General features: G+C 49.8%; 20 protein-coding genes. 16 read left to right on the top strand and 4 right to left on the bottom strand.

What is annotated here, in order from left to right; genetic code table 11:
* Positions 1 to 35 precede the first annotated feature (35 nt).
* Genes KDX31_09515 through KDX31_09505 form a run of 3 tightly spaced genes read right to left on the bottom strand, consistent with a single transcriptional unit; the run spans position 36 to position 2,825 of the window.
* A complete protein-coding gene (locus KDX31_09515; protein ID UTW05199.1) occupies positions 36 to 1,094 on the bottom strand; it encodes a 4-oxalomesaconate tautomerase in 1,059 nt (352 codons plus the stop codon).
* Complete coding sequence (locus tag KDX31_09510; GenBank protein UTW05198.1) at positions 1,087 to 1,764, bottom strand: 4-carboxy-4-hydroxy-2-oxoadipate aldolase/oxaloacetate decarboxylase; 678 nt, start codon at positions 1,762 to 1,764, stop codon at positions 1,087 to 1,089. The genes KDX31_09515 and KDX31_09510 overlap by 8 nt, the downstream gene beginning before the upstream one ends.
* Before the next feature lie 44 nt (positions 1,765 to 1,808).
* The gene (locus KDX31_09505) at positions 1,809 to 2,825 is read right to left on the bottom strand and encodes an amidohydrolase (protein UTW05197.1); all 1,017 of its coding nucleotides are present in this window, start codon (positions 2,823 to 2,825) and stop codon (positions 1,809 to 1,811) included.
* Between the two features lie 162 nt (positions 2,826 to 2,987).
* Here KDX31_09505 and KDX31_09500 point away from each other — a divergent pair, with 162 nt between their 5' ends.
* From KDX31_09500 to KDX31_09470, 7 genes are all read left to right on the top strand, one after another.
* Positions 2,988 to 4,268 carry a LysR family transcriptional regulator gene (locus KDX31_09500; protein ID UTW05196.1) on the top strand — a complete coding sequence of 427 codons (1,281 nt, stop codon included), beginning with the start codon at positions 2,988 to 2,990 and terminating at the stop codon, positions 4,266 to 4,268.
* 201 nt (positions 4,269 to 4,469) lie between these two features.
* A complete protein-coding gene (locus tag KDX31_09495; GenBank protein ID UTW05195.1) occupies positions 4,470 to 5,426 on the top strand; it encodes a Gfo/Idh/MocA family oxidoreductase in 957 nt (318 codons plus the stop codon).
* Between the two features lie 36 nt (positions 5,427 to 5,462).
* Positions 5,463 to 6,455, top strand: coding sequence for an aldo/keto reductase (locus tag KDX31_09490; protein ID UTW05194.1), 993 nt, complete (start codon positions 5,463 to 5,465; stop codon positions 6,453 to 6,455).
* Positions 6,456 to 6,551: 96 nt separating this feature from the next.
* Positions 6,552 to 7,574, top strand: coding sequence for a TRAP transporter substrate-binding protein (locus KDX31_09485; GenBank protein UTW05193.1), 1,023 nt, complete (start codon positions 6,552 to 6,554; stop codon positions 7,572 to 7,574).
* Positions 7,575 to 7,678: 104 nt separating this feature from the next.
* Complete coding sequence (locus tag KDX31_09480) at positions 7,679 to 8,194, top strand: TRAP transporter small permease (GenBank protein ID UTW05192.1); 516 nt, start codon at positions 7,679 to 7,681, stop codon at positions 8,192 to 8,194.
* On the top strand, positions 8,191 to 9,477 hold the full coding sequence (locus KDX31_09475) for a TRAP transporter large permease (protein ID UTW05191.1): 1,287 nt from the start codon (positions 8,191 to 8,193) through the stop codon (positions 9,475 to 9,477). Before KDX31_09480 ends, KDX31_09475 begins: the two co-directional genes overlap by 4 nt.
* Positions 9,478 to 9,489: 12 nt before the next feature.
* On the top strand, positions 9,490 to 9,903 hold the full coding sequence (locus KDX31_09470) for a hemerythrin family protein (GenBank protein UTW05190.1): 414 nt from the start codon (positions 9,490 to 9,492) through the stop codon (positions 9,901 to 9,903).
* 561 nt (positions 9,904 to 10,464) lie between these two features.
* On the opposite strand, the gene KDX31_09465 is transcribed toward KDX31_09470, so the two are convergent.
* A complete protein-coding gene (locus tag KDX31_09465; GenBank protein UTW05189.1) occupies positions 10,465 to 12,060 on the bottom strand; it encodes an isocitrate lyase in 1,596 nt (531 codons plus the stop codon).
* Positions 12,061 to 12,234: 174 nt separating this feature from the next.
* On the opposite strand from KDX31_09465, the gene KDX31_09460 reads away from it, so the two are divergent.
* The 9 genes from KDX31_09460 (at position 12,235) to KDX31_09420 (ending at position 19,022) form a co-directional block, all read left to right on the top strand.
* A complete protein-coding gene (locus KDX31_09460; protein UTW05188.1) occupies positions 12,235 to 13,167 on the top strand; it encodes a LysR family transcriptional regulator in 933 nt (310 codons plus the stop codon).
* Positions 13,168 to 13,371: 204 nt separating this feature from the next.
* A complete protein-coding gene (locus KDX31_09455; protein ID UTW05187.1) occupies positions 13,372 to 13,686 on the top strand; it encodes a YbjQ family protein in 315 nt (104 codons plus the stop codon).
* A gap of 8 nt (positions 13,687 to 13,694) precedes the next feature.
* Positions 13,695 to 14,162, top strand: a complete 468-nt coding sequence (locus KDX31_09450) for a YbjQ family protein (protein ID UTW05355.1) — start codon at positions 13,695 to 13,697, stop codon at positions 14,160 to 14,162.
* Positions 14,152 to 15,024 (top strand): M48 family metallopeptidase, encoded by an 873-nt coding sequence (locus KDX31_09445; GenBank protein UTW05186.1) that lies wholly within the window; start codon positions 14,152 to 14,154, stop codon positions 15,022 to 15,024. The genes KDX31_09450 and KDX31_09445 overlap by 11 nt, the downstream gene beginning before the upstream one ends.
* 426 nt (positions 15,025 to 15,450) lie before the next feature.
* On the top strand, positions 15,451 to 15,747 hold the full coding sequence (locus tag KDX31_09440) for an excalibur calcium-binding domain-containing protein (GenBank protein UTW05185.1): 297 nt from the start codon (positions 15,451 to 15,453) through the stop codon (positions 15,745 to 15,747).
* Between the two features lie 91 nt (positions 15,748 to 15,838).
* On the top strand, positions 15,839 to 16,225 hold the full coding sequence (locus tag KDX31_09435) for a tautomerase family protein (GenBank protein ID UTW05184.1): 387 nt from the start codon (positions 15,839 to 15,841) through the stop codon (positions 16,223 to 16,225).
* Positions 16,226 to 16,856: 631 nt separating this feature from the next.
* Complete coding sequence (locus KDX31_09430) at positions 16,857 to 17,207, top strand: hypothetical protein (protein ID UTW05183.1); 351 nt, start codon at positions 16,857 to 16,859, stop codon at positions 17,205 to 17,207.
* Positions 17,208 to 17,219: 12 nt separating this feature from the next.
* A complete protein-coding gene (locus KDX31_09425) occupies positions 17,220 to 18,146 on the top strand; it encodes a hypothetical protein (GenBank protein UTW05354.1) in 927 nt (308 codons plus the stop codon).
* A 225-nt stretch (positions 18,147 to 18,371) separates the two neighbouring features.
* Positions 18,372 to 19,022 carry a hypothetical protein gene (locus KDX31_09420; GenBank protein UTW05182.1) on the top strand — a complete coding sequence of 217 codons (651 nt, stop codon included), beginning with the start codon at positions 18,372 to 18,374 and terminating at the stop codon, positions 19,020 to 19,022.
* Positions 19,023 to 19,211: the final 189 nt, after the last annotated feature.

Here is a 19,211-nt window from a genome sequence, read left to right as displayed (position 1 = left end):
AAGGCGTGGTTTGCAGGGAGTCAGTTGACATAAACTCAGCTGGCAAACACTTCGCCATCAAACAGTTTGCGGGCGGTTCGTAAGATCGCAGCACTTTCTGCTTCGCCCTGTTCATTCATCGTCAGAATAACGGTCATCTCACCGATAGGGTGTTCAACCGGCATCGTTTTAGTTGTGCCCTCAGGAATGTCTGCCAGTACATGTGCTGGGGAGTCTGGCAGAATGCAGGCAGTCGCAACGCTGACTGCACCCAGTACACCTATCGAAGCGTGGCAACGATGGGGGATAAAGGTGCGGGTTGAGATTGAACCGCCCTGAGTTGCCCGGCTGACCATGCTCATTTTCGGTACCGATTTGTGGGTGACATCACCCAGATTCATCATTGGACCGGCCTGCAAGCGGATCGATTCGAGGCGTGACTTCAGTGCTTCATTCTGCTCCAGCTGTTCCCGTGTTTCGGTTCCGCTGATACCCAGATCTTCTGCCGCCATAACGACAACAGGCATACCGTTATCGATACAGGTGACAGGGACGCCATCGATGATGTCTACCTGGTTTCCCGTCGGCAGCAGAGCACCACAACTTGAGCCTGCGGTATCCTTGAACGTGACGGGGATGGCGCTTGCGGTGCCCGGGACCCCATCAATACGTGCATCACCCCGATAACTTACCTTACCATTAGGAGTCGGTACCTCCTCAATGGCAATCTGCCCGGTATTTTCCATATAGATTGCAACAGAGGTGACATCTCCGGTGACATCGACCAGGCCGCGCTCAATTGCAAACGGACCTACGCCAGCCAGAATGTTGCCGCAGTTCTGGGCATCTGTCACGGTTGCCTGATCGACAAATACCTGAAGGAAAAGATAATCGACATCAACATTCGGGCGTCCGGATTTTTTAACGACCGCGACTTTCGATGTCAGTGGGTCAGCTCCGCCGATACCGTCAATCTGACGAGGGTCTGGAGAACCCATGATGGTAAGCAGGAAGTTATCCCGCTCCACCGTATCCGATGGCAGATCTTCAGCGAGGAAGTAGGCGCCTTTAGAGGTACCGCCCCGCATCCACATGCAGCGCGCTGAATCAGACATATTTCAGACCTTTCTCTTCCAGCCGTGGGCGCATGTTGTAGATATCCAGTCCCAGTTCGCCGTTGGCCATACGGACGCGTTTTTCCTCTTCCCGTGCTTCGCGTGCCCGTGCTTCAGCCAGAACTTCTTCCGCTTCTTCGCGGCGAACCACAACGACGCCATCGTCATCGGCGATGATGATATCGCCTGGGTTGACGATCTCATCAGCGCAGACCATCGGAATATTGACTGAGCCCAGGGTTTCTTTGATGGTGCCCTGTGCAAAGACATGCTTTGACCAGACAGGGAAGTTCATCTTGCGCAGGTCGCGGGTATCACGCACACCGCCATCAATGATCAGGCCGACAACTCCACGAGCCTGTGCAGAGGTGGCCAGCAGATCACCAAAAAAACCAAAGTTTGATGGGGAGGTTGGGGCAAACACCATAATATCTCCCTCTTTGCACTGTTCAATCGCTACATGCATCATCCAGTTATCGCCAGCCGCACCTGAGATGGTAATAGCGGATCCGGCAATAGTGACGTCCATCTGAATCGGACGCAGATGATCGGCCAGCAGGCCACGGCGACCCTGCGCTTCATGTACGGTAGCAACGCCGCACTTTCCCAGTGCTTCTATAACCGCGGGATCGGCGCGCTCAATATTTTGTACAACGACATTCTCTTGCATAATTGTTCTCCTAAATCATCAGACCTGAATATGCCACGCTGTGATTACTCAACAATCTTCAGACGGCTGAATACACGTCGAGCGTTGCCTTCAAATATCATCTGCTTCTGTTCGGCTGACAGCAGGGCGTTATTGTCGATATAACGCTTGGTGTCATCGAAGTAATGACCTGTTTCCGGGTCGATGCCGCGAACAGCGCCGATCATCTCTGATGCAAACAGGATATTTTCTGTAGGAATAATATCCAGCAGCAGGTCGATGCCTTTCTGATGATAAACGCAGGTATCGAAATAGATATTTTTCAGGGCAGAGATCTCCAATGGCTCATAGCCCTGATCCTGCATCAGACCGCGGAAACGACCCCAGTGGTAAGGCACTGCGCCGCCACCATGTGGTATGATGATTTTTAGTTCAGGGAAGTCTTTAAACACATCTGACATGACCAGTTGCTGAAAGCCCGTTGTATCAGCGCCCAGGTAGTGGGATCCGGTGGTATGGAAGCAGTCATTGCAGGACGCACTGACGTGAATCATTGCCGGAACGTCAAGCTCGCACATTTTTTCATACAGAGGATAGAAGGAGCGATCAGCCAGGGACGCATCCTGCCAGTGACCGCCGGATGGGTCCGGGTTCAGGTTGCAACCGATAAAACCCATCTGCTCAACAGTACGTACCAGTTCAGCAACCGATTTCGCCGGATCAACACCGGGAGATTGCGGTAGCTGCGCAACCGGGGCAAAGTTTTTTGGGAACAGGTCGCAGACACGCTTGATCAGGTCATTCTGATGTTCGGTCCAGTACTGGCTGGTGTATTCGTTACCTATATGATGACCCATCCAGCTGGCACGTGGAGAGAATATGGTCAGGTCGGTGCCGCGCTCCTGTTGCAGGCGTAGCTGGTTATTTTCGATGCTTTCGATGATCTCATCATCACTGACGACTACTTTACCTTTTTCACCTTTGAATGATGGGTCCTTAGCTATAGCTGCTTTTTGCTGGTCGCGATATTTGCCTACGCCGGGAGGCGTTGTGGTGTAGTGTCCATGACAGTCGATAATCATCTTCGGTTCTCTCATACCTGTTTATTGTGTGCTGCCAGAATTACCTATAGGAAAAACCTGCAAGCGAGTTGCCTGATAGGCGTAGTCTACATAGGGAAACTAGCAAATATAACTCAAAGGTATTCTGAAACACCCACTTATGGCTATTCAGTTTTTAAAGCTATGGTATTAGTTTTTGATATAGACTATGTTTTATTAGTAGATTTTTGGAGGGCGTTGTACGTGTTTGAGATACCGAATATAAGACACCTCAGGGTTTTTCTCGAGGTCGTAGAGTGCAAAAGTATCAGTAAAGCGTCTGAGCGGGTATTTCTGTCACAGCCTGCAATAACGCAGGCGATTGCCAAGCTTGAGACCACGCTGGGAACCTCGCTGTTCAGTCGGCGCAGCGATGGTATGTATGTTAGCGAATCCGGAGAGGTTTTTGCGCTGCGTATCCGGCGGGCACTGGATATGGTGTTAGAAGGATTGCGGGGGGCGGTACGCTTAGGCGGCAGTAAATCCCAGCCGGCGCATCTGCTGCAGATGCTGACAACGACTCAGTTGCGGGCGCTGGTCGCCGTAACCGAAGCACACAACTTCAGTATCGCCGGGCGCAACCTCGGGATATCGCAATCTTCACTGCATCGTGCCGCCCGGGAGCTGGAAGCGCTGCTGGGTGTGGTTCTGTTTGAGAAAACCAGTACTGGGATTAGTTCAAGTAAGGCCGCCAGGGCGTTAGCGCGCTCCAGTAAGCTTGCATTTTCTGAGATTAGTCAGGGCAGGGATGAGATTGATGCGTTACATAACCGCGAGGTTGGTCAACTGGTAATCGGCAGTATGCCCCTTGCCCGGACATCTTTACTGCCGAAGGCGATTATAGCGTTTTCACGCAGCTACCCGGACTTCAGAATCCGGGTCAACGACGGTCCCTATGATGATCTGCTATATCACCTGCGACATGGTGATATCGATCTCTTGCTGGGGGCGTTGCGCTTTCCTGTGCCCGCCGATGATGTGATTCAGGAAGAGTTGTTTTCCTCGCCGGTTGAGATTGTAGCCCGCCCTGATCATCCACTTTGCCGCGAAGAACATGTCACCCTTGAAACGTTGCAGCGCTATCCGTGGGTGGTGCCGGGGCAGGGGACGCCTACCCGGGCTATTTTCGAGTCGACCTTCACCGAAGCCGGTCTGGATGTGCCTTCCAGACTGGTTGAAACTGGCTCTCAGGTTCTGGTTCGCTCCCTGTTGACGGGCAGCGATCGTCTGACGATGATTTCAGAGCATCAGATACAACATGAACTATCTATGGGCGTTTTTAAGGCAGTTCCTTATGAGGTTTCACACGCCTACAGGCCCATAGGTATTACGGTAAGAAGCAGCTGGAAGCCAACAGCGACGCAGTCTGTGTTCATTAAAATGCTGAATGATTCGGATCATGGCGTGGACCTTGAAGATCAATAAAAAAACAGCTCTATATAAAAAACGAATAGCTGTTCCGGTTAATGGATTATCCAGTTCAGTTGCCCGGTGGTAGTTTTGTTATAGTGTAAATTGGTATTTGTTTAATATGTTAAGCAATATCCCGTTCCTTATATGACGCTCTGGTATCTTCAGGTGGAATAAAACGGGATGGTCGGGTTAAGACAAACTGGAGAGAGTTCGATGAGAGTATGTATTGCAGGCGCGGCAGGCGCTTTTGGTATGAAGCATCTGGAAGCGATCAATGCCATTGAAGATGCAGAAGTTGTTTCCGTTGTTGGCAGCTCTAATTTAGAGAAAATTAAAGCCTTTGCCGCTGAGCATAACATCCCTCATTACACGACTGATCTGGCTGAGAGCCTTGCCCGGGATGATGTGGATTGTGTAATTCTGGCGACTCCGACTCAGATGCATGCGGAACAGGTTAAGCAGTGCCTGAAAGCCGGAAAGCACGTTCAGACTGAGATCCCGATGGCGGATAAAATTGAAGATGCTAAAGAGATCGTGGCGTTGCAGAAAGAGACCGGTCTGGTCGCGATGGCGGGCCACACACGTCGTTTTAACCCAAGCCATCAGTGGATTCATAATAAAATTCAGGCGGGTGAACTGAACGTTCTGCAGATGGATGTGCAGACTTATTTTTTCCGTCGAACTAATACTAACGCTAAAGGTGAAGCCCGTTCATGGACTGACCATCTGCTGTGGCACCATGCCTGCCATACGGTTGACCTGTTCCAGTATCAGACGGGCGAAACAGCGAGTCAGGTTCAGGCGATGCAGGGTCCGATCCATCCTGATCTGGGGATAGCGCTGGATATGAGTATCGGTATGAAAGTTCCAAGCGGTGCCCTGTGTACCCTTTCTTTGTCATTCAACAACGATGGTCCTTTCGGTACCTTCTTCCGCTATATCTGTGACAACGGTACTTATATTGCCCGTTACGATGACCTGGAAGACGGCAAGGGCAACCCGATAGACCTTTCCGGTGTAGCGGTTTCTTTCAATGGTATCGAACTGCAGGATCGAGAGTTTTTTGCTGCTATCCGCGAAGGTCGTGAGCCAAACTCCAGTCTGAGTCAGTGCTACCCGGCAATGGAAACGCTGGATCGCCTGGAAAAGTGCCTGGAAGCGGCACAGTAATACTGAAGCACAAAGAAAGCAGGAGGGAGTGTTTTCATGAAGACCCGCAAATTAGGTTCTTTTGAGTGTTCACCAATAGGCTTAGGTTGTATGAGCCTGTCACACGCCTATGGTACGCCACCTTCTGAGAAGGAGGCAGAGCAGATTCTGCTTCAGGCTCTCGATCTTGGTTACAGCATGCTGGATACCGCAGCGCTGTATGGTTTCGGTAATAACGAGACTTTGCTGGGCAAGGTGCTGAAAGGGCGGCGCAATGATTTTGTGCTGGCCAGTAAGTGCGGCATGTTTAAAAACGCTGCGGGTGTGCGTGAAATTAACGGTCGTCCTGAGGTGATAAAAAAGACCTGCGAAGACAGCCTTCGTCGTCTGCAGACCGATGTGATTGATCTTTATTATCTGCACCGCTGGGATAAAAATGTGCCTATTGAAGATAGCGTGGGCGCGCTTTCTGACCTGGTTGCTGCCGGTAAAATTCGTGATATTGGTTTATCTGAGGTCTCTGCTGAGACCCTGAAGAAAGCCCATAAAGTGCACCCGATTGCCGCAGTGCAGACTGAATACTCATTGTGGACGCGTAATCCTGAAATTGCCGTTCTGGATACCTGTCGTGAGCTAGGCACCACATTTGTCGCTTTCAGCCCGCTAGCCAGAGCATTTCTGACCGGCAAACTTCGTGATGTAAGTGCACTTGAAGAGAAGGATATCCGCCGGGGTATGCCGCGATTTTATGCTGATAATTATGCGGAAAACCTGCAGTTGCTGAGCCGCGTGGAGAAGGTTGCTGAAGCTGAAAATATGACTCTGGCGCAACTCGCGCTTAGCTGGCTGTTAGGGCGTGACGACAATATTGTCCCGATTCCAGGCACCACAAGGCTTGACCATCTGGCAGAAAACTTCAGTGCCGTTGATCTTCAGCTGAGCAGTGAAGCATTTGAGCAGCTGGATCAGATTATGAATCAGAAGACGGTCTCGGGCACCCGTTATAACCCGGCAACCCAGACCGAAATTGATACCGAGGAGTTTATGTAAGCGCCTCAACAACAGGATCTGTGCCGGTTAAATAAAATTATAAAAAATAAAAATACTAAAAAATCAGAATATAAAAATTTTACTGAGGAGTCTCACATGAAAAAGCCCCTGCTGAAAACAGCAATGGCGTTAACGGCTGCCCTGTTGATTCAGGTTCCAGCCCAAGCGGCTGAGTACACATTGCGTCTGGCGCACTTTTTCCCACCGGTTGCGGGCCAGCATAAAAATATCGCTCAGGCATGGGCGGATAAAGTTAAAGCGGATTCCGAGGGGCGTATTGAAGTTGAAGTCTATCCATCTTCAACCCTGGCGAAGCCTCCCGCGCAATATGATGCGGTTAAAAACCGTATTGCGGATGTCACCATGACGATACAGGGCTACACCGCCAATCGTTTCCCGCTGACTCAGGTGGTAGAACTCCCGGGTATTGCAAAAAATGCTGCCAATGGCTCCTGTATTATTCAGGGCCTTTATGATGAAGGGCTGATCGTGGATGAGTATAAAGAAACTCATCCGCTGTTCTTCTTTACGCATGGAGCGGGTCATATCCATACCACTGAAAAACTGATTCAGAAACCTTCGGATTTTGAAGGGCTGCGAATCCGTCGACCGACTGCAGTGGTTGCAAAACTGCTGGAAGGTCTGGGAGCACAACCCGTAGGAATGCCTGCACCACAGGCGTATCAGTCTGTTCAGCGTGGTGTTATAGATGGTGTTTCATTGCCGTGGGAAGGTCAGTTGGTTTTTCGTATAAATGAACTGGCACGCAACCACACTGAAGTGGGTGGCCTGTATACACTGTCGTTCCTGATGACCATGAACAAAGATGTGTATAACAAGATGCCTGCCGATCTGCAGAAAGTTCTGGACGATAATTCCGGCACTGAATGGTCACAGCGTGCGGCTAAGGTATTTGATGATCTCGATGTGAAAGGTCGCGCTCAGGCGGTTGAGAACGGCGATAAAATCTATTCTGTTGAAGGTGGTATTGATAACCCGGACTGGAAGCCGGTTATTGATCAGGCAATCGAAGAGTACCTGTCTGAACTGGAAGCTAAAGGGTTACCTGCACGTATGATATACGCTCGCGCACAAGAGTTGTCATCTGGCTGTAACTAAGTTCTATTCCAATCCCGGCTATTCTTAATGAAGAGTCGGGCAGGGGCTTGCCTGTAACATTTGGCCGAGCCCCGTCTCTTTTATTCCGGATAGTGGAGTATATTATGATGGCATTCAGCCGGCTGTTTGATCGGGTGACTCATGCAATGCATGTGATCAGCGGCGCGATTCTTGTCTCTATGATGTTTATCACTCTCGCCGACGTCCTGTCCCGTGCACTGTTTAAAGTGACGGAGGGATCTATAGATCTGACCTTTATAGGTGGTGTCGAGCTGATTAAATATGGGCTGCTTTTTATGGTTGTGTTTGCGCTGCCATACTCCGTAGGCCGTTCACAGGTAATTGTTGATCTGTTTACCGAGAATTTATCCTCTCGCTGGAAGGCCTGGCTCGAAGGCATTTATATGCTTGGGTTTGTGATGCTTGGCGGCGGTATGAGTTATCGCTTTTATCATGCGGTAGGCCAGGCTGAGATGTCGGGTGAGACAACTCAGGATCTCCTGATCCCGCTCAGTTATCTTTATGGCATTACCTCTTTTGCCACAGCTTTTCTCGCACTCGCGGCACTGCTGATCAGTGTTCGTCTGTTTTTCTTCCGTAAAGAGGTGCACCAGTCATGAGCGGATCACTTATTGGTTTTATCTGTATTATTGGCATGTTGGCGATGATCGCTATTCGGATGCCTATTGCTCTGGCGATGGCGTTGACGGGCTTTATCGGTTTTGGCTGGATCGTCGCGTTTGAGCCAGCACTGTCTATCCTCGATAGTGGTCCGTTCGAAACCTTGTCCAATTATAGTTTCAGTCCTATTCCTATGTTCATCCTGATGGGGGTTTTTGCCTCCAAGGCTAAAATGTCGCAGGAGCTGTTTGAGGGCGCACGTACGCTGTTTGGTAGCTGGCGTGGTGGTATGGCGCTTGCTGCGGTGACTTCATGTGGCATTTTCTCGGCTATTTCAGGCTCCTCTCTGGCGACCGCTGCGAGTATGTCTCGTGTGGCACTGCCGGAGATGGAGAAAAACGGATATGCCAAGTCGCTGGCGTCGGGTACTCTGGCTGCGGGTGGCACATTAGGTATTATGATTCCGCCCTCTATCGCGCTGCTGCTCTATGCACTGATTACGGAACAGTCGGTGGGGCAGATGTTTATTGCGGGTGTAATTCCTGGCCTGTTGGGGTTGGCTCTCTACTGCGTGACGATCGCTATTGTGGTGTTTCTTTTCCCACATCTGGCGCAGCCAGGGCAAAAAACCTCGCTGATCGAAAAACTGGCAGGTCTGAAGGGGTTGGTGCCTTTTACCGCTGTATTTGCATTGATCATTGGCGGTATTTACACCGGTTTATTTACGCCGACTGAGGCTGCGTCTGTTGGTGCTGCGGGTACTTTCTTTATCGCGCTCTTCCGGGGTATGGGCTTTAAGCAGTTTAAGGAAGCTGTAGAAGAAACCCTGTTTATGTCAGCAATGATTTTTTTCATGATCATTGGTGCTGAGATTTTCGGGTATTTTCTTTCCGTTTCGCGTATCTCATTTTCGTTGGTTGAGCTTGTCGATAGCATGCACCTGACGCCCTATATGGTGTTGTTCTGTGTTCTGCTGCTGTTTATCTTGCTGGGCTGTGTGATGGACAGTATTGCAATGTTGCTGTTGACCGTTCCGGTCGTCTACCCGCTGATACAAGCCGCTGGTTTTGATCCGATCTGGTTTGGCATCGTTGCTGTGATCACCGTAGAGCTGGGCTTGATTACACCCCCGGTGGGAATGAATGTGTTTGTTATAAAATCGGTTGCGCCGGATATCCCGATAAAGGATATTTTTAAAGGGGTGTTCCCGTTTGTGCTGTCAGATATCGTGCGACTGGGTTTGATTATCGCTTTTCCAATGCTGGCCCTCGGTCTGCTATAGGAGTCATAGGCTATGAATATTAACTGGACCAGTGATCTGAGTGTTGGTGATCACAGTATTGATGACGATCACAAAGAGTTGTTTTCGCTGATAGATGAACTTGATTCTGCGGACATGAGCCATGATTATATCAACTCGATTCTGGATCGTCTGAAAGCGTATACCCGTGGACACTTCAGCCGGGAAGAGGAGTACATGAAAAGCGCGGGTTTTCCCGGTTTAGAGGAACACCTGAAACAGCACGAAAGCTTTGTTGAGTGGTTGGAAACTATACGCTCAACCTACGCACGTTTCCCCCAGAGCCCATTTATTATTGGTGATTCGGTTAACGGCTATCTGCAGCGCTGGCTGCGTCAGCATATCCTCGAAGAGGATATGAAATATCGGGATTATATTCTCGGGCAGCAGAACGACGGTGCAGAATAGTTCTGCTATTGGTCTCTATCAGACTGAATAGTCGTTGCCGTGTTCAATGGCGGATAACAAGCTCTGGCAATAACATTGCCGGAGCTTTTTTTGCGTTGAGCAAACCTGGTCTGTTTGTTTGTAAGGCTTGCGGCTGTCGGTTGTATTAACCGCTGAGAACCGATAGCCGATACGCTTACCGGTACTGATAAATTCCATACCGGAATAACTGACGCGGCTTATCAAAGGCAGCCGCATCTTCAGAGCACACTGTCCCAGCCCCAAACAGCAGAGAAGAGTAACAACGCCTGAGAATACGGTTATCCAGTCATCGTGGATCTGCTTTGGGGGCGAAGCGGTGGGTGAGTTTGTCGAGATTGATGGTCGCATTAGCGATCTATCTACAGCGTATCAGATGTCGCTATTGCGGCTGAGAAAGGGCGCTGCTATGTGTTTGATGTCAGGTTTTGCTCAGACCGCATGAACCGACGATAGTCTTAATATTCACGCTAAGTTGTTTTTCAAAAAGTAAAAAAAAAGGACGCCGAAGCGTCCTTTGTTGTCATACAGTCGGGTCAGATATTAACCGAACTGGTTCATGGTGTTGTCTTCACCAGCGGCTTTCAGTGCAGCTTCACCGGCGAAGTATTCTTTGTGATCATCGCCCATATCGGAACCGGCCATGTTCTGGTGCTTAACACAGGCGATACCCTGACGGATCTCCTTACGCTGTACGCCAGCTACGTAGCCCAGCATGCCCTGCTCACCGAAGTACTCTTTCGCCAGGTTGTCAGTAGACAGCGCCGCGGTGTGGTAAGTCGGCAGGGTGATCAGGTGATGGAAGATACCCGCTTCACGCGCCGCATCGGCCTGGAAGGTACGGATCTTCTCATCGGCAATGGCAGACAGTTCAGTCTCATCGTATTCAACCGACATCAGGTTGTCGCGGTTGTAAGCCGATACGTCTTTACCTTCTTCAACCATCGCATCAAACACCTGCTGACGGAAGTTCAGTGTCCAGTTGAATGATGGGCTGTTGTTATACACCAGCTTGGCATTCGGGCAGACTTCACGGATACGGTTAACCATGTTGCCGATCTGGCCCACGTGAGGTTTTTCAGTCTCGATCCACAGCAGGTCAGCACCGTTCTGCAGCGAGGTGATGCAGTCCAGTACGCAACGGTCTTCACCGGTGCCGGCACGGAACTGGAACAGGTTGGATGGCAGACGCTTAGGACGCAGCAGCTTGCCGTCGCGGTTGAGTACCACATCACCGTTCTTCATATCGGCAGGGGACACTTCTTCGCAATCCAGGAAGCTGTTGTACTGGTCGCCCAGGTCGCCTGGCTCATTAGTCACAGCGATCTGCTTGGTCAGGCCGGCACCCAGAGAGTCGGTACGGGCCACGATGACACCGTCATCCACACCCAGCTCAAGGAAGGCGTAACGTACTGCACGGATCTTCGCCAGGAAGTCTTCATGAGGTACGGTTACCTTACCGTCCTGGTGACCACACTGCTTCTCATCAGACACCTGGTTCTCAATCTGGATACAGCAGGCACCGGCTTCGATCATCTGCTTAGCCATCAGGTAGGTCGCTTCAGCGTTACCGAAACCGGCATCGATATCGGCGATGATTGGCACGACGTGGGTCATGTGGTTATCAATCTTGTCCTGAGTGGCCGCTTCAGCCGTCTGGTCGCCCGCTTTACGCGCTGCATCCAGTTCACGGAACAGACCACCCAGTTCACGGGCATCGGCCTGACGCAGGAAGGTGTACAGCTCTTCGATCAGGGAAGCCACGGAGGTTTTTTCGTGCATAGACTGGTCTGGCAGGGGACCAAACTCAGACCGCAGCGCTGCTACCATCCAGCCTGACAGGTAAAGGTAACGACGGTCAGTGCTGTTGAAGTGCTTCTTAATAGAGATCATCTTCTGCTGACCGATGAAACCGTGCCAGCAACCCAGAGACTGAGTGTACTGAGAAGAGTCGTTGTCGTAACGTTCCATGTCTTTGCGCATGATCGCAGCGGTGTACTTAGCGATATCCAGACCGGTTTTGAATTTGTTCTGAGCACGCATGCGGGCAGCGTATTCAGGGTTGATCGCATTCCAGGCAGAGCCGTAGGTCTCTTTCAGTGCGGCAACTGTTTCGATATCTTTATTCAGAGTAGACATGGCGTTTCCTTCTCTCTTTTATTTGGCAGCTGTGTGTGCTGCTCTGTTATTTGGTATGAAATCTATTCTATGCCTGCTATTAACATAAAGGAAATAAATGGCTATTATATGGAGTATTCATTTTGTGAATGTTAATATTGAGATAAGCTGGGTAACAGTAATGGCGGACTTTGTATGAAACTTGATCAGATCGATCTGAATCTTCTGGTGTACCTTGATGTACTGCTCAGGGAGCGAAATGTCACCCGTTCGGCCAGTTTGCTGGGGATTACCCAGCCTGCCATGAGCAATGGCCTGCGTCGTTTAAGAGAGACGCTGGGTGATCCCCTGTTGGTCCGCACCAGTGAGGGGATGGCGCCCACCGAGCGTGCCCAGACACTTCAGCCACTGTTGCGGGAAATACTTGCATCGCTGGAGCAGGTTATCGAACCCAGCGGTGCCTTTGATGCGAGTACCAGTGACCGGGTGTTCCGGATTATGACCAGTGACTATGGAGAATCGACTCTGCTGCCGCGTTTGCTTAAACGGTTGCGTAAGCAGGCGCCTAATATCGTGCTGGATATTATGACCCCCAGCGATATGAGTTTTACCGAGGTAGAGCAGGGGCTGGTCGATCTGGTTATCAACCGGTTCGATACGATGCCGCAGTCGTTCCATCAGAAAACCCTCTGGACCGATAGTTTCTCCTGTTTGTTTGCCGTCGACAATCCGATATCGCACAACTTTTGTCTGGAGACCTATCTTCAGGCGAAACATGTCTGGGTGAGCAAAACCGGTATGGGGGCGGGGATGGGGATTACCCCGAAAGATATAAAACGCCTGGGGTGGGTCGATGAAGCGCTGGAGGCTGAGGGACATAAGCGACAGATTACCGTCTTTACCCGGCATTATCAGTCAGCGGTTTTGATGGCGCAGCAGAAAGGACTCATTGCTACAGTGCCAACCCGTGCCGCCACCGCTCAGTCGGATAACCCTCGACTGATTATAAAAAAGCCGCCGTTCCATATTCCTGACTTTGAACTGAAGATGGCCTGGAGCCCGCTGTTGCAACACAACGTTGCTCATCAGTGGCTGCGTAACCTGATTGGCGATGTGGCGGCGACTTAAAGGTGACTCCGGCACATAATAGACGGCTTCGCCGTGTAACCCTGAGTTTCAGGATTTAATATCGGAACCGGTTGCCCATCAGCGCCAGGCGTCAATATCAGTGTTGTGTGTTGTGCGGCAGATATAAACGAAGGGTTAGGCTATATAATTTTCGGACGGCTCAGACAGGGCGCACTATTCAGTTAACAGAATAAGGAGATCACGATGCTGATCAGCAATATGGAGATACTGCCGGGTAAACAGGTTAACACCCATCTCGGATTGGTTCAGGGTAGTTCGGTTCGCGCCAAGCATGTGGGGCGCGACATTATGGCAGGGCTGAAGAATATTTTCGGTGGTGAACTAAAAGGCTATACCGAGTTGTTGCAGGAGTCCCGCGAAGAGGCGATGGAGCGGATGCAGCAACAGGCCGCAGCGATGGGGGCCAATGCGATACTCAATGTCCGTTTTTCCACCTCCTCAGTGGCTCAGGGCGCCGCTGAGATCTATGTCTACGGTTCAGCGGTGATCCTGGAGTAATCCTCATGATGACGAATCTGATCATATTTCTGGTGCTAATGACCCTAGGCTATCTGGTTGGTCAGATGGCCGAGAAGCGCCATTACAAATCCATTATTCAGCGCGAAAAGCGTCTCAGCGGTATGCCAGCCATTGCCAGTCGCTTTCCTCCAACCGATAAACGGTTTGATCAGTGTCTGGTGACCGGTAATACCGTTGTCTCGGTAGACTACTTTAAACGTTTTATCGCTGCGCTGCGTAACCTTCTGGGTGGCAGGGTGACCTCCTATGAATCGCTGTTGGATCGTGCCCGGCGGGAATCGATGTTGCGCATGAAAGAGCAGGCGCAGGCGATGGGGGCTGACTATGTGTTCAACGTAAAGTATGAAACCGCGTCTATATCGAAAGGACGTAAGAATGCCATCGGTTCGGTAGAAGTACTTGCCTATGGCACTGCTCTTATCGTCTGTGACCGCGGTACAGGTCATGAAATTTGAACACCGTGAGATTCCTGAAGGGATAAACGTCACCAGCGTTCATCCTCTTCGGGAACTGGCGGTTCTGTTGAGCGGGGCGGTCGTTCTGATCGTTGCCGTGGTCTATATTCTGGGGCTGTCAGCTGGCTTTATGGCACCCTATATCCCCTTTGAGGTGGAGCAGAAACTGGCCGCATCCTTTCCGGTTGAAGAGCCTGAATCCATCGAAGTGGATGCCTACCTGCAGCAGGTGACCGGTCGGGTGGTAGAGGCGATGGATCTGCCTGAAGAGGTCGCTATCACAGTGCACTTTCTTCACGGGGAGAAGGTCAGCGGCGATACGGTCAATGCGTTTGCTACTCTCGGCGGTCACGTTGTAGTGTTCAGCGGCCTGCTGGAAAAAATTCCTAATGAGAACGCACTGGCCATGCTGCTGGCTCATGAGATTGCCCATGTAAAGCACCGCGACCCGATTGTCAGTCTGACCCGCGGCGTAACGATCAGCAGTGCTTTAGGCTTACTGCTGGGCTGGAGCGATCTTGATCTGATGGGTGAAGCGGGCGTCTATACGCTGCTGCACTTCAGCCGGTCGATGGAGCAACAGGCGGATACTGAAGCACTGCACGCGGTGTATAAACTTTATGGGCACACGCAGGGAGCCTCCGATCTGTTTGAGGTGATCAATGCCTGGCATCAAGCATCGGGCAGTGGCGAAGGGATCGAACTTATGCAAACTCATCCGCTGGATCAGAAACGGATTAAAGCTCTGAAAGATCTGGCAACAGCAAACCACTGGACTGAAGTGGGGGAGATAACTCCCTTGCAGCAACGTTTTGTTGATAGCTTGAAAGGCAGGGAAGGGATGCTCCGCTTTAATAGATAGCGGATTTCTCTGTGTCCTCCGTGCCCTCTGTGGTAAAGCACTCTTTGAAGAAGGTTCACCACAGTAAACACCGAAATCACAGAAATAAAGCCATTGCTGAGAGCGATAGTATTTTATATTTCTGTATTAACATCCGTAAACTGCCATGTGCTCAAAGGCTATGGCAATCGATTCCGTTTCTGCGATATAGTCCCAATCAATGGGGGTAACCGGAGTGCCCCGGTTGTAGTCTGTCATTTGTGCTCAGCTCAGCTCAGGTTATTAAGGCAGCTCAGACGGATATTCAGGATGAATAGCATTAATCCTCTTTTCCTCTCTGGCAGTCGGGCCTTCAGTATACTGAACCAAATGATTGGTTATTTTTATACACTTTTACTTGTGCCTGGCGCGGCTAATGGCAAGCGTTATAGCTGTATTTAGATAAGGATGTTTACGTTGAGAAAACTATTATTACTGACTTTAATTGCTGCTGCCGGGTGGCAGTATTACCAGAAGTCTACAACCACCTCTGATACGGCTTTCGCTGAAGTACTTCCGCAGCAGTCAGAGGAATCTGTTGGTTATACCTATACCCCAGAGTCACGCTTTTCATGCGATGGTCGTCAGCATTGCAGTCAAATGACCTCACGTGCGGAGGCTGTGTATTTCATCAATTATTGCCCCAATACCAAAATGGACGGTGATCATGATGGAATTCCTTGTGAAAATGACTCTCGTTTTTAGCCTATGAGCGATACTCAGACGCATTAAACAATGCGCAAGAAGTGGCGGAACAGACATTGTACGCCAGCGCTACTCGTATTGAGGACTCAGTATGATCGTGATTTATGGAATTAAAGAAAAACTTAACCCGATAAAGGCAAATCTATCGGATGTTATTCATGGTTGTATGCAAGCTGTTCTCGGCATGCCGGAGGACAAGCGTGCGCATCGGTTTGTGCCTATGGATAGGGAAGACTTTTATTACCCAGGCGGTAGAAGTGATGCTTATACGGTCATTGAAATAAATATGATGGCTGGACGTAAACCGGATACCCAGAAAGAACTCATCAAAGCTCTATTTCGGGAAATTGAAAGCCAGCTCGCTTTAGCACCCGTCGATGTTGAAATTACGATCAAGGAGCAGCAGCCATATCAGTGGGGCTTCAGAGGAATGACGGGTGATGAAGAAAATGACCTCAAGTACAAAGTCAACGTGTAATAAGTTGCTCACACATCGTTCCGGTAAAACATGGTCTCCACTTTCCCCGCTAAAGCGCGCCGTTTAGCAAGGGGTTAGTGCGACAAGCGAAGCTTGTCACAACTTGCAGGGTGAAAGTCCCTGTCGGGTAAGGTGTAGCCTGCCACCCGTATCGAGTCTTGCACGGTGTGCGGAGTTTGAGATTAGTGAGTCACTTTTCAGCGTGAGGGCGCAATCAGGCGAACAACCATCGTGAAGCGTAGACAGAGAATTATGTAGGCCATAGGGGGTGCCGTGCCCCTGAAGTGTTGGTATTGCTCCGAAAGTAGCGAGTCTCAGTTGACCAGACTTATAACGCAGTCGAAGTCCAAGCAAAGCAACCGATTAGGCGAGGTTGTGGCGAACTGGCGGAGTTATCAAACCGTGGCATGTATAAAGAGTTATGACAGGAACTTGTGAGATCCGGACGTGCTCCCAACGGAAATGGGTAGGGCTGCTGAGTAAAATACGAGGCGAACGAAGGCATCCCGGAAGTCGGATCAGCTCATAGTAGTTTGAGGGCGGGAAAGCCGTCTACATAGCGAAGGGGCTGACAGTAATATCACGGCGTTTAACAGATACATAGTCCGGACAACGTAGGGCTGGAGACACTATGACAACTGCCTTAAACGCCATAGCATTTAAAGCACACACCCACACGAAGCATCGATTTCAGAATCTTTATGGACAGCTGAAAGCCGACGCGCTGTATCGTGCCTGGGCACACCTCAATAAACAATCGGCTGCGGGTATTGACGGCGTTACGACGCAACAATTTGAGCACCGATTACCCGAAAATATCCACATGCTGGCGCAGCAACTTAAATCCAGGCAGTATCGAGTTGATGACATCAAGCGTGTGTACATCCCCAAAGCGAATGGCAAAGAACGGCCATTAGGCTTGCCCAGCGTTGCAGATAAAGTGGTGCAGCAAAGTGTCTCGGAGCTACTGCAAAGTATCTAGGAGCACGACTTTCTGCCGAACAGTTATGGCTATCGCCCGCATAAAAGTGCGCATCAGGCCATACACAGTTTGCAATTGAACCTTCAATTTAAAGGCTACGGGTATATTGTCGAAGCAGACATTAAAGGTTTCTTCGATCATATGGATCACACTTGGCTGATGCGCATGTTAAAGCAGCGTATTGATGACAAGCCGCTTCTCAATCTCATTAATCAATGGCTGAAGGCCAGAATTAAAGAGCCCGACGGGCGCTATCACAAGCCTGCTTCAGGCACGCCGCAAGGCGGCGTGATCAGTCCCGTGCTGGCAAATATCTACCTTCACTATGCTTTAGATCTGTGGTTCGAGAAGAAGATCAAACCCAAGCTTGAAGGCAGGGCAATGCTCATCCGTTATGCGGATGACTTTGTGGTGGCATTTCAATATCAAGACGAAGCGCGAGCCTTCTATGAGCAACTGGCTCCCAGGCTGAGAACCTTCAACCTGGACGTTGCGCCGGAGAAGACCTCGATTAAACGCTTTAGTCGCTTTCACCCTGGACAACAACGGCACTTTGAGTTTCTGGGTTTTCGTTTCTACTGGGAAATGGATTTTAAAGGCGAGCCGCGGCTCAGACGAAAGACCGCCCCGAAGAAACATAAGACGGCCTTGCAAACCTTTTATGCGTGGATTAAAGACAATCGCCATCGGCGACTGGATCACTGGATGCCACAACTAAAGCGCAAGATTATCGGATTCAGGAACTACTTTGGGTTACCGGACAACAGCTTGAGTGTGGGGCGGATCTACGGTCACATACTCAATAGTTTATATATCTGGTTAAACCGACGAAGTGGTCGGAAAAGTTACACGTGGTCAGGGATGAAAGAGATGCTAAGATATTTTGGAATCCAGCCCATGCGAGTGAGTAAAAGATTGCTAGCCGTGGACTGGTACTGAGGGTCTGTGTTTTACACGGGCAAGGATATTATTGAAGAGCCGGATGCGGTAATTCCGCACGTCCGGATCTGTGTGGGGTCGCCTCGGTAACGGGGCGCTCTACCACGACTGTGTCATAGAGTACTAAATAGTACAGGGAGTCAAAGCAAACTTTACCCTTGTAAGTACTGTAATGTTAGTTTTATTAAATACAACAAACCTGACCAAAGGATGAAAGGAGCAAGTATGAAGTATTTATGGGTTGTTTTACTCGTGAGTATTGTTACAGGATGTTCTGCCAATAAACCGTATGTAATAGATGAAACGTCTTCCTATGGCTCCGATGGTTCTGCATCTACCATTACTATTGTTGATGACCGACCCAGCAACGACAAGGAGTTTAGCTATGGCTCGTTTATGGTATTTAACTCAGATTATGGGATATGGACGTTAGGAGACGAACAGTTTTCACCAAATTTAGTTGACCTGATTAAGCTTGATGTACATAAAAAGCTATCAAAACTTTCAATTCAACCTGAGTCTGTAGAAATTACATTCGAGAGAATGATCGTACAAGCTAACCATCAGGCTGACATGTTGCAGTCTTCCAGCACGAGCGGTGGAATAGGACCATTAGGTGTGCTTATTGCCGAAGCCATGCACGGGAAGGAGTTTGAATTGGATTATGATAAAACCCGGCCTTTCGTGATCGGATTAATCAAAGCAAAGGTTAAATCAACATATCCCTCTGGAAAAGACGTTGTAAAAAATATAACTGTATCCAAAGCAGAAAACTTATTAAATCACATGGACTCAGCAGGGCGAGAAAAAGCTGCCATCTCTGTTGCCACCAATCTTACTGATAGCTTTACTAATGCTTTGATAGCGAAAAACTAATGCGCTGTTGAAGGTTGCTCTCTTTGGTCGCGGAGAGTGTTTGGCCGTTTTACTCAGGAATGTTATGCGCTTAACCGATGAATGATCAAGCAGCATCGCTTACCTGTCTGACACGACTGCAGGGTTTGACCTTTCATAATAAGGGCGCATTCAATGACTGAATGTGCCCTTAGTTGTTTTTGATATTTC

Source organism: Amphritea atlantica (assembly GCA_024397875.1).
GTDB lineage: Bacteria > Pseudomonadota > Gammaproteobacteria > Pseudomonadales > Balneatricaceae > Amphritea > Amphritea atlantica_B.
The sequence above is the reverse complement of the archived record's forward strand: the minus strand, read 5'-3'. Positions and strand labels throughout refer to the sequence as shown.